Annotated in this window: 14 protein-coding genes; 6 read left to right on the forward strand and 8 right to left on the reverse strand. The window is 60.2% G+C overall.

The genetic code is table 11. The features are described from left to right. The first annotated feature begins 156 nt into the window (after positions 1 to 156). Together zapE and TK06_RS03730 are read left to right on the forward strand one after the other, a co-directional pair. Positions 157 to 1,278 (forward strand): cell division protein ZapE, encoded by a 1,122-nt coding sequence (gene zapE / locus TK06_RS03725; protein WP_063320877.1) that lies wholly within the window; start codon positions 157 to 159, stop codon positions 1,276 to 1,278. Between the two features lie 57 nt (positions 1,279 to 1,335). Continuing rightward, positions 1,336 to 1,830 (forward strand): GNAT family N-acetyltransferase, encoded by a 495-nt coding sequence (locus TK06_RS03730; protein WP_063320878.1) that lies wholly within the window; start codon positions 1,336 to 1,338, stop codon positions 1,828 to 1,830. 24 nt (positions 1,831 to 1,854) lie between these two features. On the opposite strand, the gene TK06_RS03735 is transcribed toward TK06_RS03730, so the two are convergent. Both TK06_RS03735 and TK06_RS32650 read right to left on the reverse strand, forming a co-directional pair. Further along, on the reverse strand, positions 1,855 to 3,594 hold the full coding sequence (locus TK06_RS03735; protein ID WP_063320879.1) for a phosphoethanolamine transferase CptA: 1,740 nt from the start codon (positions 3,592 to 3,594) through the stop codon (positions 1,855 to 1,857). Between the two features lie 373 nt (positions 3,595 to 3,967). Beyond that, positions 3,968 to 4,141: a DUF6026 family protein gene (locus TK06_RS32650; protein ID WP_170867344.1), complete on the reverse strand. Its 174-nt coding sequence runs from the start codon at positions 4,139 to 4,141 to the stop codon at positions 3,968 to 3,970. 250 nt (positions 4,142 to 4,391) lie between these two features. On the opposite strand from TK06_RS32650, the gene gnd reads away from it, so the two are divergent. From gnd to TK06_RS03750, 3 genes are read left to right on the forward strand one after another with little or no spacing between them, the layout of a single operon-like run. Then, positions 4,392 to 5,396, forward strand: coding sequence for a phosphogluconate dehydrogenase (NAD(+)-dependent, decarboxylating) (gnd, locus tag TK06_RS03740; RefSeq protein ID WP_256572296.1), 1,005 nt, complete (start codon positions 4,392 to 4,394; stop codon positions 5,394 to 5,396). Beyond that, on the forward strand, positions 5,393 to 6,913 hold the full coding sequence (gene zwf / locus TK06_RS03745; protein WP_063320881.1) for a glucose-6-phosphate dehydrogenase: 1,521 nt from the start codon (positions 5,393 to 5,395) through the stop codon (positions 6,911 to 6,913). Before gnd ends, zwf begins: the two co-directional genes overlap by 4 nt. Then, complete coding sequence (locus tag TK06_RS03750; protein ID WP_063320882.1) at positions 6,910 to 7,731, forward strand: Cof-type HAD-IIB family hydrolase; 822 nt, start codon at positions 6,910 to 6,912, stop codon at positions 7,729 to 7,731. Before zwf ends, TK06_RS03750 begins: the two co-directional genes overlap by 4 nt. 163 nt (positions 7,732 to 7,894) lie before the next feature. Here the strand turns inward: TK06_RS03750 and nhaB are convergent, their stop codons facing one another. The 3 genes from nhaB to TK06_RS03765 form a co-directional block, all read right to left on the reverse strand. Next, the gene (gene nhaB / locus TK06_RS03755) at positions 7,895 to 9,397 is read right to left on the reverse strand and encodes a sodium/proton antiporter NhaB (RefSeq protein ID WP_063320883.1); all 1,503 of its coding nucleotides are present in this window, start codon (positions 9,395 to 9,397) and stop codon (positions 7,895 to 7,897) included. Between the two features lie 95 nt (positions 9,398 to 9,492). Next, positions 9,493 to 10,782 (reverse strand): hypothetical protein, encoded by a 1,290-nt coding sequence (locus TK06_RS03760; protein ID WP_063320884.1) that lies wholly within the window; start codon positions 10,780 to 10,782, stop codon positions 9,493 to 9,495. Positions 10,783 to 10,965: 183 nt separating this feature from the next. Then, positions 10,966 to 11,232, reverse strand: a complete 267-nt coding sequence (locus tag TK06_RS03765) for a hypothetical protein (RefSeq protein WP_013693488.1) — start codon at positions 11,230 to 11,232, stop codon at positions 10,966 to 10,968. Between the two features lie 341 nt (positions 11,233 to 11,573). Here TK06_RS03765 and TK06_RS03770 point away from each other — a divergent pair, with 341 nt between their 5' ends. Beyond that, positions 11,574 to 12,899: a sigma-54 dependent transcriptional regulator gene (locus TK06_RS03770; RefSeq protein WP_063320885.1), complete on the forward strand. Its 1,326-nt coding sequence runs from the start codon at positions 11,574 to 11,576 to the stop codon at positions 12,897 to 12,899. A 68-nt stretch (positions 12,900 to 12,967) separates the two neighbouring features. Here TK06_RS03770 and TK06_RS03775 read toward each other — a convergent pair whose 3' ends face one another. The 3 genes from TK06_RS03775 to TK06_RS03785 are packed head-to-tail and all read right to left on the reverse strand — an operon-like array spanning position 12,968 to position 15,780. Further along, entirely contained in the window at positions 12,968 to 14,248 is a 1,281-nt protein-coding gene (locus TK06_RS03775) for a transporter (protein WP_063320886.1), read from the reverse strand. A 46-nt stretch (positions 14,249 to 14,294) separates the two neighbouring features. Then, positions 14,295 to 15,041: a hypothetical protein gene (locus TK06_RS03780; RefSeq protein ID WP_063320887.1), complete on the reverse strand. Its 747-nt coding sequence runs from the start codon at positions 15,039 to 15,041 to the stop codon at positions 14,295 to 14,297. A 58-nt stretch (positions 15,042 to 15,099) separates the two neighbouring features. After that, positions 15,100 to 15,780, reverse strand: coding sequence for a C39 family peptidase (locus tag TK06_RS03785; protein WP_063320888.1), 681 nt, complete (start codon positions 15,778 to 15,780; stop codon positions 15,100 to 15,102). Positions 15,781 to 15,833 lie beyond the last annotated feature (53 nt).

Here is a 15,833-nt window from a genome sequence, read left to right on the forward strand (position 1 = left end):
GGAAGAGCTCAGGGCGTGAAGCAGGCCCATACGGTTTGAGGCCTGGCGTCTGCTTCGCAGCCGAGCGGGGATAAATCCCCTCGCCACAGTCTGCACGGTTCTTCTGAGCGTTTCGCATGGCATACTCCCCACCTTCGTATTCCGGACCCGGGCCGTATGACTTTCGACTCCCCCTTGAGTGCCTGGCAGCATGCCATCGAACACCACGGCTTCGTCCAGGACGAGGCCCAGGAACTGGCCATCATGACACTGGAGCAATGCCACAAGGCGTTGCACGAAGGTCGCAAGGCGATCAAGGGCGTTTATCTCTGGGGCCCGGTGGGACGTGGCAAGACCTGGCTGATGGACCGCTTTTATGAAAGCCTCAGGGTGCCGGCCCGTCGACAACACTTCCACCATTTCATGGCGTGGGTGCATCAGCGTTCGTTCCAGCTCACAGGCACGCCGGATCCTTTGCAGGCCCTGGCTCGGGAGTTGAGCGCTGAAGTACGGGTGCTGTGTTTCGACGAACTGTTCGTCAACGACATTGGCGATGCAATCATCCTCGGGCGCCTGTTCCAGGTGATGTTCGAGTTGGGGATGGTCATGGTCAGTACCTCCAACCTGCCGCCGGAGGAGCTCTATGCCAACGGCCACAACCGTGAGCGTTTCCTGCCGACCATCACCGCGATCAATCGATATATGCAGGTCGTGCCGGTGAACGGCTGGCAAGACCATCGCCAGCACCCTGGCCAATTACAGCAGCGTTATTGGCTGCGCGATCCCGGGCAACCTGATCCGTTGGGTGACGTCTTCAACCAGTTGACCAGCGGGCAAGCGTCGAGCAGTGCGCCGATCAAGGTCGGTCATCGCCTGCTTGAACCGGTCCAGGCCAGCGACAGCGTGCTCTGGAGCCGTTACCCCGACCTGTGCGAGCAACCGTTCTCGGCGCTGGATTTCATGGCGCTGTGCGACCGCTTCAGCGTCATCCTGCTCAGTGATGTTCCGTGCCTGAGCGCCGAACAGCGCGAAGGGCGCATTGCCCGTGGCACCGAGGACGGCGTTGAACGGGTCGTGGCCGGTGATCGCGAATTGCCGCAGTTGTCGATCCATGACGATGGCGTACGGCGCTTCATCGCCCTGGTCGACGAATGTTATGACCGCAAGGTGCCGTTGTGCCTTTCGGCCCAGGTGCCGATGGATGAGTTGTATACCGAGGGCTATCTGCAATTCCCGTTTCGCCGTACCCTCAGCCGCCTCCAGGAAATGCAAATGCAACGTTTTGGTCAGCAAGCCTGACCTGTATCCCGGCGACGGCTTCGAGCCAGCGGCACTAACGAAGTGAGATGGAAGATCATGGAAGAAGCCAAGGACATCCTTGTACTGCAAGCCAGCTACACCAACCCGGTCCACGCAGAAGCGATCTGTCATGTGCTCAATGGCTATGCGCAGGACCCGATGGGCGGGGGGCATCCCTTGCCGGCCGAGGTGCTGCTGCACCTGCCCGAGGAACTGGCCAAGCGCCCTCATGCCTTCAGCGTGTTGGCTTTCGTCAACGGCGAACCGGCGGGGCTGGTCAATTGTTTCGAGGGTTTTTCAACCTTTGCCTGCCGGCCACTGGTGAACATCCACGACATGGCGGTGATGCCGGAGTTTCGCGGCCTCGGGTTGAGCCAGAAGATGTTGCAGAAGGTTGAGGGCATCGCCCGCCAGCGTGGTTGCTGCAAGATTACCCTGGAAGTGCTGGAGGGCAATGCCGTGGCCCAGGCCAGCTATGCCAAGTTCGGCTTTGCCGCCGGCATGTTCGACCCGGCCCACGGGCCTATGGAGTTCTGGATCAAGCCCCTGTAAAAGCGGGCTTTTGATGGGTTTCGGTTATTTCTGCACGACTGCGGTCGTCGGTGCCTTGGGCTGCATCAGGCTGAAGTCGATCAGGGCCTTGCGTGGGGTTTGATAGGGGTCGCCGATCAGCAGCGGCCGGGCCTTGAAGTCATCGCTGACCAGGCTCTTGCTGCGGTCCAGCTCGTCAAAACTCAAGCCTGCCAGGTCTGCCCAGGTGTGAATCAGGTGCGAGCTGCTGTAGGGACGCGACAGGTCGCCGGCAAAGTTCCAGTCATGGCTTTCGCGCCACTTGGGCGAGGCCCAGGCCATGAAGGGGATGGTGTACATCGGCGCGGTCGGCTTGCCTTCGTTACGGCCCAGTGTGTCGTGGCCGGCGGAGTCGAACACGTCTTCACCATGGTCAGACAGGTACAGCAGGAAGCCGTTGGGGTCGGTCTTGGCGTAGTCCTTGATCAGGCTGGACACGACGAAGTCGTTGTACAGCACCGCGTTATCGTAGCTGTTGTAGGTCGGGACCTGATCATCACGCACGCCCGCCGGTACGCCTTGGCGGTCGGTGAACTTGTTGAAGGTCGGCGGATACCGGTACTGGTAGCTCATATGGGTGCCGAGCAGATGCACCACGATCAGCTTGCGCGGGGCGCTGTCGGCCAGGGCTTTGTTGAACGGCTCGATCACATCGCCATCGTACTGCGCGGCATTCTGATTGCGGTTGTTGTTCAGGTACACCTGCTCGTCGGCCTGCTGGGAAAACGTCGTGAGCATGGTGTTGCGCTTGGTCATGGTCTGCTGGTTGGTGATCCAGAAGGTCTTGTAGCCGGCCTGTTTCATCATGCTCACCAGCGACGGGGTGCTCAGGTACAGGTCCGGGTTCTGTTCGTCGGCGAACGTCAGCACCTGCTGCAGCGCTTCGATGGTGTAGGGGCGTGGGGTGATGACGTTATCGAACACCGACAGCTGGTCCTTGAGCTTGTCCAGCTCAGGCGTGGTTTCGCGCGGGTAACCGTAGAGGCTCATGCGCTGGCGGTTGGTGGATTCACCGATCACCAGCACCAGAGTGGCCGGTTGGTCGGCCATGGCGTCCTTGAGGTTGCGCAGTGGCGCGATCTTGCTGGCGCTGTGGAGCATGCCTTGCATGTTCTCCAACTGTTCACCGTAGCGACGATAGGCCACCAGCATCTGCCACGGGACGGCCGGCTCGATGCGATTCTCGAATTTCTCCAAGCCACCGGCGAAACTGCCGGTGCGCAGGGTTTGCTTGACCAGCGGATAACCGGCCACGGCGAGCACGATGACGGCTGCGGCGACCATGGCCTGGCCCCGGGGCAGGTACACCGGGCGCAGGCGAGTCCAGAGCCAATAGCCGACGGCGGTGTGGGCCAGGAACGCCGCCACCATCCACCAGGCAAAATACTGTGTCAGGTATTCGCCGGCTTCAGACACGTTCGATTCGAACATGATGAAGATGACGCTCTGGGAAAACTCTTGCTGGTAAATGAAGAAGTAGCCCAGGCTGGCCATGGAGCAGGCCCACAGCACCACGCCGATCAAGGCGGCGAGCACGCGCGTGCGGGCGGGGAAGAGCAGCAGGGGCGCCAACCACACCGCGCTCATCACGAACGCTTGGCGAAAGCCGGTGAAGCCGGAGGTGTCGCTCAACAGAATGAGCAGTTGGGTGATGCCAGAGAAGTACCAGAAGAACAGAAACAGCCAGCCAAGCCCGGCCCAGTCGAAACCTTTCGCAGTCGTTTTGCTGCGTTTGAACAAACTCATCAAGCGCTCCAGCCTTTGTCGACGAAGCTGTCGGCACCGGATTGGTGACCGCAGGCATGCGCCGAACAACCTTAAAGGCGGGAAGTATTACGAGTCGGTTGTGAAAACTTTGTGAGTTTTTCGGATACAAAACGCACGTGAGGTGCGAATGCACCTGTGGCAAGGGGATTTGTCTCTAGGGGCGGGACCTGTGGGAGCAAGGCTTGCCCGCGATAGCCGCGCCGCGGTCGTACCGCTGAACCGCGTTATCGTTCATCGCGGGCAAGCCTTGCTCCCACAGATAGAATTCTCGCCGCAAGTGGGCACGGCAGGACTACATGGAAGTGACACTGTTTGACCAGCGTCACTTCTTCAACCGTGCCTCCGGGGACGGTTACCGAGCCAGGGACTGGTTCTGGTGGGGCAGCTGTGCGTATTGCAACTGCATGCGCAACTGCGTCACTTCATCAAGCAGTAGATCGCGTTCTTCCTTGAGTAGGCGCAATTCATCGCGACGAATGGTCACATAAAGGGTTTGGGGAGGACGTGCGGTAACGACAGGGCCCATTGCTCACCTCGCAAATGGCGTACATCAACTATAGAGATGTCGCCAGTATTTGGTCGACACCTCTACTATCGGCGCCGATTCTGATTTCTTTTGCTTGTGATTGGAACTTTTTTATTTTTCATGGTCGCTGTGTCTTCGGCCGGATCTTGAGCGTTATCCCTTGTGATCGCTCGAATTACCCGGAAACTATGCAGCAATGCTCTGGACTAACCTCCACGTGTCGTACGAGCTAAACCTTTGACTTACCTTTATTTGTAGTAGGGAGCATCAGCACATGCAACTCGGGATCATTGGACTGGGCCGCATGGGCGGCAATATTGCGCGGCGCCTGATGCTCAATGGGCACACCACCGTTGTCTATGACCGCAATGCCGCTTTTGTCGAAAACCTGCGCCAGGATGGCGCCACGGGCGTCGCGGACCTGCCGGCACTGGTCGCCGGGCTGGAGAAACCACGGGCGGTCTGGGTCATGCTGCCAGCCGGCGCGCCCACCGAAGACACCATCAACGTCCTCAGCGAGCTGTTGGAGCCGGGCGATGTAATCATTGACGGCGGTAACACGTACTACAAAGACGACATCCGTCGCGCCCAGGCCCTGTCGGAAAAAGGCCTGAGCTACATCGATGTTGGCACCTCCGGCGGCGTTTGGGGCCTGGAGCGCGGTTACTGCATGATGATTGGTGGCGATGCCGAAGTGGTGAAGCGCCTGGACCCATTGTTCGACAGCCTGGCCCCAGGCATGGGCGACATCCCGCGCACCCGTGACCGCAAATCCGACGATGACCGCGCCGAACGTGGCTACATCCACGCGGGCCCGGCCGGTTCGGGGCATTTCGTGAAGATGATCCACAACGGCATCGAATACGGAATGATGCAGGCCTTCGCCGAGGGCTTTGACATCCTCAAGACCAAATCCAGCGAAAGCCTGCCAGCGGAGCAGCGCTTCGACCTGAACCTGGCCGATATCGCCGAAGTCTGGCGTCGCGGCAGCGTGGTGTCGTCCTGGTTGCTGGACTTGACCGCCGATGCGCTGGCCAGCGATCCGAAACTGGACGGCTTTTCCGGCGAAGTCGCCGACAGCGGTGAAGGGCGCTGGACCATCGAGGCAGCCATCGAGCAAGCGGTGCCGGTTCCGGTCCTGTCCAGTTCGTTGTTTGCCCGTTTCCGCTCGCGCCAGCAAAGCACGTACGGTGACAAAATGCTCTCGGCCATGCGCTTCGGCTTTGGCGGCCACGTGGAGACGCCGAAAAAATGACCTCGATCGGCAGCAAATCCAAGGCAGAACCCGCGCCGCCGACCACGTTGTTTCTGTTCGGCGCCCATGGCGATCTGGTCAAGCGTCTGCTGATGCCGGCGCTTTACCACCTCAGTCGCGACGGTCTGCTGGGCGATGGGCTGCGCATCATCGGGGTTGACCACAACGCCATCAGCGATGTGGATTTTGCCAAGAAACTCGAGGACTTCATCCGTAACGAAGCGGCGAGCAAGGGCGGCGATGCCGACCGGGCGCTCGATCCGGTGCTGTGGGCCAAGCTGGCCAAGGGCATCAGCTACGTCCAGGGTGATTTCCTCGATGAGAGCACCTACCAGGCGCTGGCGGCGAAAATCGCCGCCAGCGGCACCGGCAACGCAGTTTTCTATCTGGCGACCGCGCCACGTTTTTTCAGTGAAGTGGTCAGCCGCCTCGGTGCGGCAGGGCTGCTTCAGGAGCAGGAAGGGGCCTTCCGTCGCGTGGTGATCGAAAAGCCGTTCGGCTCCGACCTGCACACCGCCGAAGCGCTGAACGCTTGCCTGCTCAAGGTCATGAGCGAGAAGCAGATCTATCGCATTGACCATTACCTGGGCAAGGAAACGGTGCAGAACATTCTGGTCAGCCGTTTCTCCAACAGCCTGTTCGAGGCGTTCTGGAACAACCACTACATCGACCACGTACAAATCACCGCCGCCGAAACGGTCGGCGTGGAAACCCGTGGCAGTTTTTATGAACACACCGGCGCCCTGCGGGACATGGTGCCCAATCATCTTTTCCAACTGCTGGCGATGGTGGCCATGGAGCCGCCAGCGGCGTTTGGTGCCGACGCCGTGCGTGGCGAAAAGGCCAAGGTCGTCGGGGCGATCCGGCCCTGGTCGGTGGAGCAGGCCCGGGCCAACTCGGTCCGCGGCCAGTACACAGCCGGTGAAGTCGGCGGCAAGGCGGTCAACGGTTATCGCCAGGAGGCCAACGTGGCGCCTGACAGCAGCACCGAGACCTACGTGGCCCTCAAGGTCATGATCGATAACTGGCGCTGGGTCGGCGTGCCGTTTTACCTGCGCACCGGCAAGCGCATGAGCGTGCGGGACACGGAGATCGTCATCTGCTTCAAGCCAGCACCTTACGCGCAATTTCGCGACACCGACGTCGACGAATTGCAACCTACGCACTTGAGAATCCAGATTCAGCCCAATGAAGGCATGTGGTTCGACCTGCTGGCCAAGCGGCCGGGGCCGGCACTCGACATGGCCAATATCGAGTTGGGCTTCGCCTATAAGGATTTCTTCGTAATGCAGCCGTCCACAGGTTATGAAACCCTGATCTACGATTGCCTGACCGGCGACCAGACGCTGTTTCAGCGTGCCGACAATATCGAAAACGGCTGGCGCGCCGTGCAGCCGTTCCTCGATGCCTGGCAGCAGGACACAGCGGTCCAGCCCTACAAGGCTGGCGAAGATGGCCCGGCCGCCGCCGATGATTTGCTTGCCCGCGACAGTCGCGTCTGGCACGACCTCGGATGAGTGATCTGATGAAGCATCCCATCCGTTTCCTGCTCAGCGACATGGACGGTACCTTGCTGTTGCCCGACCACAGCCTGAACCAGCGCACCGTCGAGGCGGTTCGCTCATTGCGTGAGGCCGGAGTGTTGTTCAGCCTCGCCACCGGGCGGCCGCCGCGGGCGATGTTGCAGTTCATCGAGGCGTTCGGCGTCGACCTGCCCACGGCGGCCTTCAATGGCGGCACGCTGATTCATCCCGATGGCAGCTTTCTTGCCGTCCACTACCTGCCAGCCGAGGCAGCGCTGGCCACACTGGCCCTGTACGCCGATCAGCCCGGCATCGAAGTCTGGGTATTTGCCGATGGCGACTGGCTGGTGCGCGACGCCAACGGTCCGATGGTGCCGGTGGAGACGCGTGGCCTGGGCTACCCACCGGTAGAAGTCGAGAGTTTCGAACCTTACCTTGAGCGGATCGACAAGATCGTCGCCACCAGCGCCAACACGAACCTGCTGGTGGAGCTGGAGGCGCGGTTGCATCCGCTGCTCAAGGGCCAGGCCCAGGTGTCGCGCTCGCAACCGATCTACCTGGATGTGACAGCCATGAAAGCGAACAAAGGAGAAGCGCTGTCGACCCTGGCGGCGTTTCTCGATGTGCCGCTGGAGCAGACAGCGGCCATGGGGGACGGTGGCAACGACCCGGCAATGTTCCACCGCGCGGGATTGTCGATTGCCATGGGACAGGCGGAGGAGGCGATCAGGCGCCAGGCCGATGTCATCACTGCAGCCGTTACCGAAGACGGCGCGGCGCTGGCGATCGAACGCTACATCTTGCCGCGATAAGCTTTGGCCCTTTGTGGCGAGGGAGCTTGCTCCCGCTGGGGCGCGAAGCGCCCCCCTGTACTTGCCTGACACACCGCAGTGTCAATGCTTTCTTGGGGCTGCTGCGCAGCCCAGCGGGAGCAAGCTCCCTCGCCACAGGTTTTCCTTCTGCTCAGCAATACTTCTACAGCCAGTAAGTCACCGCATACCAGCCCAAGCCACCCATCACCACGGTGTAGGGCAGTGCCATCCACACCATCCGGCCATAGGACAGGCGAATCAGCGGGGCGATCGCCGAGGTCAGCAGGAACAGGAATGCCGCCTGGCCGTTGGGTGTGGCGACGCTCGGCAGGTTGGTGCCGGTGTTGATGGCCACCGCCAGGGTCTCGAACTGTTCGCGGCTCATGTGGCCGGATACGAAGGCCTGTTTGACTTCAGTAATGTAGATGGTTGCCACGAACACGTTGTCGCTGATCGCCGACAGCAGGCCATTGGCAATGAACAGCATGCCGGGCTGCTGGTCGGCGGGCAGGGCCAGGACCCACTGGATCAGCGGCGTGAACAACTGCTGGTCATGAATGACCGCCACCACTGCAAAGAACACCACCAGCAGCGCGGTGAACGGCATGGCGTCCTTGAACGCATTGCCAAGCCTGTGCTCGTCGGTGATGCCGGTGAAGGCGGTAATCAACACGATGACCATCAGGCCGATCAGGCCGACTTCGGCAATGTGCAGGGCCAGGCCCACGATCAGGATTAGCGCGGCAATACCCTGGACGATCAGGGCGGCGCGTTGCCGTGCGGTGCGTTCACGATTGTCCTGCTCGGCATAATCGGCCAGCACGGTGCGTACGTTGTCCGGTAGCAGTGTGCCATAACCGAACCAGCGCAGTTTTTCCAAGGCTACGCAGGTCAGCAGCCCGGCAACCAGCACTGGCAGCGACACAGGAGCGACTTTCACGAAGAAATCAGCGAAATGCCAGCCCATCTCATGGCCGATCAGCAGGTTCTGCGGTTCGCCTACCAGGGTGCAGACGCCGCCCAGCGCCGTGCCGACGGCACCATGCATGAGCAGGCTGCGTAGAAACGCCCGAAACTGATTGAGATCTTCATGATGGCTCGACGGCAGATCATGGTCTTCATCGACATTGCTGTCCTGGCGCGGATCGTTGCCCGACGCCACACGGTGATACACCGCATAGAAGCCCACGGCGGCGCTGATGATCACCGCGGTGACGGTCAATGCGTCAAGGAACGCAGACAGGAACGCCGAGAGAAAACAGAACATCAAGGACAGCAGTGCCTTGGAGCGCACACCCAAAAGCAGGCGCGAGAACAGGAACAGCAGCAGATCCTTCATGAAGTAGATCCCTGCCACCATGAACATCAGCAGCAGGATGACCGGGAAGTTGTGCAGCAGCTCATCGTATAGCGCCTTGGGCGTGGTCATGCCCATCACCAGCGCTTCGACCAGCAAAAGCCCGCCAGGCATCAGCGGATAGCATTTAAGGGCCATGGCGAGGGTGAAGATGAATTCCACCACCAGCATCCAACCGGCAACGACCGGGCCCAGGGTCCACAGCACCACGGCATTGAGGATCAGGAACGTGATGACGCACGCCTTGTACCAGCGTGGGGAATGCCCCAGAAAGTTATGCGCGAAAGCTTGAGCCATCGAACCGGACATTGGCTGCTCCTTTTATTTAGAAGCGCGCAACTTGCCGTAAGAAATAAGGAATATCAAGAGTAAGAATAAATACCGTTCACTCGCGACAATCCTGCTCAGGCCCAATACCGCGCAACCACCGCTCGATAATGGCCCTGGAGCGAATAGCCGCCTACCAGAATTCTTCCATCAGCCTGCATAGCCAGGGAAGTGGCGGTGTCCAGGCTATAGCCGAGCCGAGTGCGAACCCAGCCCTTGCCCTGGCCGAAATCCGGGTCGAGGCTGGCGTCCGGTAGATGTCGGGCAAGTACGAAATCGGCCTCGATACCGCCGATCGTGGCGCCGGCGGTCACCAGTTTTCCGTCCGCTTGAAGCTGGGCGGCGGTCCACTGACTGGCAGTGCGCCCGATCGCCATGAGTTGGCACTGACCCTGGTTGCAATGACGGTCCGGCTTGCCGTCGGGGCGCACTTTCAGGGACAGGCTATGCATCGGATCACGGCTGCTGCCGAACACCTGCAGATCACCGCTCGCATCCTGAACGATTTGGCTGACCATCACGCTGTGCCCCTGGGCCAGGATGGACAGGAAGCCGTTTTCGCCAAAGCTGTCATCGAGTTGGCCGCTGCTGTCATAACGGGCAATCAGGCCATGCTGGGGCAAGTCGATGGCGCCGCCGACGACAATATGACCGTCAGCCTGGAGCACCAGGCAGCCGAGCCAGGTATTTTTCAACAAGCGTCGGACCATCACGAAACCGCGACCGTTGAACGAGGAATCCAATGCCCCATCGGGCAAGAGCCGGATCAGTACGCCGACATGGTCGGAGAGTTGATAGTGGTGATTGGCGAGCACAAGGATCCGGCCATCGGCCTGTACTTGCATGTCGCAAGCCTCAAGTCCCGGCACGCCGGGCGGTAGCCAGGGGTCGCGCAGCCCTTGGGAGAGATTGCCGCAAAGCCTGATGATGTGCCGGCCGGCATTGCCGAAGCTTTGAACGGCGCAACCTTGCTGGTCGAACAGCGCCAGGGCGGGAAGGGTGTGGTCGTTGCTTTCATAGTGCAGGCCGGACAGCAGGATATGCCCATTGGGCAACACGATCACCTTGCCCGCTGTCGCTTCGAAACCGTGTTCAAACGCGCCGATCACGTAGCCGCGGGTGCCGAAGTCCGGGTCAATTTCACCGTCGTGGTTGAGTCGCGCCAGCCCGAACCGACTGCCGTGGGCTGTCTCGATCCTGGCTGCCACCAGGATTTGTCCGGCATGATCGAGCGTCAATCCGGTGGTCAGGCTAGAGATACTGTCGTCGAAATGAACCCAGGCTTTGCCGTTGGTGGCAAAGCCTGAGTCGAGTTGTCCGGCGTGGGCCATGGCCCTGGGGGACACAAACGCGAACTGATCGAGCATGCCTGCCTCTCCTTGCGTGTCGAGCAGCCCGAAAGGGCGACGACTGCATGAGGGCAACATTCAATCCCTGAATGTGACAATGCACAACTGTCATGTTCTACGGATACAGCGGCAATTCGTGCCATAACGATGGCTTTACAACCCAGAGCCAAGCCTGCAATGGATAACAGGCTTTACCGGTGGTTATTCAGGCATCGACCAGGATTGCAATGTATAGCCTTCCTGGCTCAGTTCGGCACGGGCCTGTTTCAACAGATCGGCCAGTTGGACCGGGTCGGTATAGGCGCTGCTTGGAATTTGGGTGCGGCCAATATGGGTATTGGTGCGGTCGATGACGGTCAGGCTAAGTTCACCGTTACCGTCTTGTGGAGCCCAGGCCACGCATTGGAAAGGACGGAATGCGCGGTCGGCAATCAAAAGAGCTTCGTTGATACGGAGCGGGGCGTTCATGGCGTTTTCTCTTAAGTGTGCCCAAACAAATGATGTGCCGTCGGTTGGGCGTACCGTGCGGCTGGTTACTTGTACTGATGTCCCGAACCCGCAGGCGGGTCACACATTATTTAAATAAATTTCGATTTTCTTTCAGACCAGGCTTTTGGGCTTTTGTTTGAAAGCACCCTGAAACAAACAGACTTGAGATAACTAACCAACCGCCTGCTTATAACCAGTTTGAAGCGACCTCGATAATCAATTGATACAAGGGGGCGTCAACTTCTTGCTACTGTTACATGCAGGTTTGCCAAACGACTGTTTCTAATCATATTTCCTTATTTTGACGCCAAGGATCAGTCATGATCGAAGCCAGTACGTCACGTCGTCTGCTCGTGGTTGATCCCTGCGATGATTGTCATCGCCTGTTGCCGGGTCTGCGCACCATTGGCTGGGATGTGGACAGTTGCTCCCTCGAACACGCCAGCGATCGGACGTGCGACGTCGGGCTTTTGCGGTTGCAGCCTTTTCATCTGGAGCGCCCGGAAGCGGTCAAGGAGTTGATCAGCCGTAGCGGCACCGAATGGATCGCCGTGCTCAATCAGGAAGTGTTGCGCCTGAAAAACGTCGGTGATTTCGTCTGCGAATGGTTTTTCGACTTCCATACCTTGCCCTTCGACGTGTCCAGGGTCCAGGTGACACTGGGCCGGGCGTTTGGCATGGCGCGCCTGCGGGGGCAGGGCTCGATCCACATTGATCAACCCGAACATCAACTGCTGGGCGACAGCAAGCCGATTCGCGAGCTGCGCAAATTGTTGAGCAAGCTGGCGCCCGCCGAGTCGCCGGTCTTGATTCGGGGGGAGAGCGGTACCGGCAAGGAACTGGTGGCGCGCACCCTGCATTGTCAGTCTCACCGGCGCAACAAGCCGTTCATCGCCATCAACTGCGGTGCCATCCCCGAGCACCTGATCCAGTCCGAGTTGTTCGGGCATGAGAAGGGCGCGTTCACCGGGGCTCACCAACGCAAGATCGGGCGGATCGAGGCGGCCCACGGCGGGACGTTGTTTCTCGATGAAATCGGCGACCTGCCGTTGGAGCTACAGGCCAATCTGCTGCGTTTCCTGCAGGAAAAACACATTGAGCGGGTCGGTGGCAGCCAGCCGATCGCGGTCGATGTGCGGGTCTTGGCGGCCACCCATGTGGACCTTGAGGCGGCCATCGAGCACAAGCGGTTTCGCGAGGACCTGTATTACCGCTTGAACGTGTTGCAAGTGGTGATGGCGCCGCTGCGCGAGCGTCATGGTGACCTGGCGATGCTGGCCAGCCACTTTTCCCATTTCTACAGCCAGGAAACCGGTCGCCGTCCTCGCAGTTTCAGCGACGACGCGCTGGTGGCGATGGGCATGCATGACTGGCCCGGCAATGTGCGCGAGCTGGCCAACCGCGTCCGTCGCGGTCTGGTGTTGGCCGAAGGGCGTCAAATCGAAGCCCGGGACCTCGGCCTGGCCAGCCACCAGGGCGTCGCGGCGCCGATGGGTACGCTGGAGGACTACAAGACCCGCGCCGAGCGCCAGGCCTTGAGCGATGTGCTCAACCGTCACAGCGACAACCTGAGCGTGGCCGCCAGGGTGCTGGGCGTGTCCCGGCCGACATTCTATCGCCTGCTGCACAAGCATCAGATCCGCTGACTCAAGCTCGTTCCCACAGGGGGGGCATTGCCCTTGGGATATGTGCCCGTCACATATCCCTGAGGGCATTAGAAGTAGTACGGGAATTTCAGGCTAAAGGTGAAATCCGGTGCGTCGTCGGTCAGCCCGATGGACAGGTTGGGTACGATGGTCAGGTTATCGGACGCGGCGACGGTCATGCCGATGTTGAAGTAGCCGGCGTTGGCGTCGCTGGAGGTCACCGACTCCCAGTCGCCACCGTCCTGTTTGAGCTTGCTTTTCTTTTGGATCAGGTCAGAGACCGAGAACGACATGCTCATCTTCTCGTTCAAGGCAAAGGCGATGCCCGCGCCGAGCTGGAAGCTGTCGCCGATCCGCACCTTGCCTGGGACCTTCTGGTTGACTGTGGAGCTGATGTCGTCGAACGATTCTTCGAAGTTATGGGTGTAGGAGAGGGTGCCGAACAGCACCGCCGGATCGAAGGTCTTGACCAGCGAAAGCCCGGGCGTGATCGACCACACGCCGTTGCCGGTGGGCAGGTCGTCAGGCACGAACAGGTTGGTGTTGGCCTGGGATTGACGCAGCTTGATGCCAAACGGGTCCTTGCCGGTGGGGGCCTTGACCCGCAGGGTGACCACCGCGTCCGGAGCGTTGATCGACTCATCCATGAACTTGTAGGCGATGCCGAAGTTGACGTCGCCGATGGTCGGGTCGCGGGTCACGGTTTCTTCGCTGGTGACCCCCGCCGCGCCGTTGTTCGCGCCGCCTGACTGATACGTGGATTCGCGATAGACTACCGGCACGTTGAGGTCGAACTGCCAGCGATTATCGAAGTTATAGCGGCCGGTGAGGTCCAGCGTCCAGGTGTCGGCCTTGATCCGGTCGAGGTTGATGTTGCCCAGGAAAATCGAATCCAGGGCCAGGAAACCATTGAGGATCAGTTGCCGCGTGTCGTAGCGCGAATAGGTCACGCCGGTCTCGAAACTGAACTTGCCGCCGCCGAAGAAGCCGCTGGCCTCGTCATAGAGGTTGGAGACACTCTGGGCCGGTTGGGAATCATCGGCCAGGGATTGCCCATAGCCGCTGCCGCCGGCCGTTGTCGCGCCGCCGGCCACGGTCTGGTTGCCTTTCATGTCGGCCGGGGATTTGGCCAGGCGCTTGGGCTGTGGCGTGGCGGGTTGATCCTCCACCTGGCGAACCCGCTGTTCGAGCACCGCCAGGGCTTTCTGCTGGACCTCGTATCGTTGCTTGAGCTCAAGAAGTTCCTGTTTCAGCGCCTCGATGTCTGCATCCGGGGCCGCGTGCAACACGGCCGCCGGGAACAACGTGCTTAAACACATCACAGCGCGCAACGATACGGATCGATACATGAAATATGCCGTCCCTATTTGCCCAATGATCGGAAAACAGCGTAGTTCAATAACCGAGGTTACGGAGGCCGCGCAGTTGGGTCAGATTGCAGTCCAATGCCCCGGCACTGGGGCCGTTGTTGTTCAGCACCACGTTGAGCTGCGTCATGTTGTTGACCAGGTTGCTATTGCCCAGCAGGCGAGTGTTTTGCAGCAAGCCGCCCTGGGCCACTTGCTGCAGGGTGCCGCCCTGGTTGTGGCTGGCCTGGATCGCCATTTGCACGCCATTGCCGGTGGCGGTGACCGCGACGCTGCCGGCGGCGTTGCTGCCGCTGATGGTCTGGCCCTTGGTCAGCAGTTGGCCTTGGGAGGGGACGAGCGCAGGCGCCTGATTGCTCTCTTTCACATTGATGTTGACGTTGTTGTAGGCCGTGTTGCCGTCGCCGGCGGCACGCACGCTCTGGGTCACGCCCTGGCTCGTGCCAAGGCCGGCACCACCGGTAATGTTGCCGCTGCCCTGTTCCGGAGCGCTGCCGTTACCGGTCTGCTTGATGGTCGAGACGTAGAATTCGGGTTTGACGGTGGCGGCCTGGATCTGCATGGTGCTGGTGGCGCCGATCAAGTCGCCGCTGGCGTTGCGCCAGGTACTGCTCATGACGATGCCGAAGCTGATGACTCGGCCGGGCATGACGTAACGACCGCGCAGCTCGGCAAGCTCCTGGTCCTTGACTTCGATGGGTTTGAAGCCGGCATGGGCAAAGCCCGAGGCAGTCGCGAGCAGGCAGGCCAGCGACAGCCAGTGTGAGGTTTTCATGTGCTGCTCCCGGAGCGTCCTGCTCCTTTTTGTACTTATGTTGGCAGTGGGTCGGCGATTAAAAAAAGTCGCTCTGTATGAAACCGAAATCCATCAGTTCCGCATCCCTGACTGGGTTGAAACCATCCAGCTTGTTACGGGCTGTCAGTGGTTGCGGAGGGCTGCGTAGCGCATTGGTCTTGTCATAGCCTGGGCCAACGATCGCAAAGACGATGCCGTTCCAGCCTTTGACGAATTCATCGTGGGCGTAGCGCTTGTGGCCCAGCACCGGGTCGCCGATGTAGACCCATTGCTTGTCGGCCCTCTGTAACACCACGAAGTGCTTGTAGCCGCGTATCTCCATCAGGACCACCACCGGGATCGTCACCGCTTCGAGTTTCTCTGGCGGTATCCGGTAGCCTCGGGCGCGCATGCCGATGGTTTCCACGTAGCGCTTCATGTCCAGCATGGAAAACCCTTGGGTGCGAACCAGGTTCTGGTCGGCATTGACCAACATGCCTTTGATGACGTGCTCTTCATCGACATCCAGCCAATAAGCCTGGCGCAGCACCGTGGCCAGCGCGGCGGCGCCGCAACTGAAATCGGTTTTCTGCTCGACGATGTCGCTGAATTTGCGTTCGCGTACGCTTTGCACCGGTTTGTAGACCAGCATGCCGCCAGGCAGGGCGGCGACCGGCATCTGCGCTGCTTCGGCCACGCAGGCCAGGCAGAGCAGCAGGGAAACGGCAGTGACACGCATGATCAATACGCCTAATGAACATCCAGGGAAAAAAAGCCCCTTTGCGTGTCATG

It is taken from the genome of Pseudomonas fluorescens (assembly GCF_001623525.1).
GTDB lineage: Bacteria > Pseudomonadota > Gammaproteobacteria > Pseudomonadales > Pseudomonadaceae > Aquipseudomonas > Aquipseudomonas fluorescens_Q.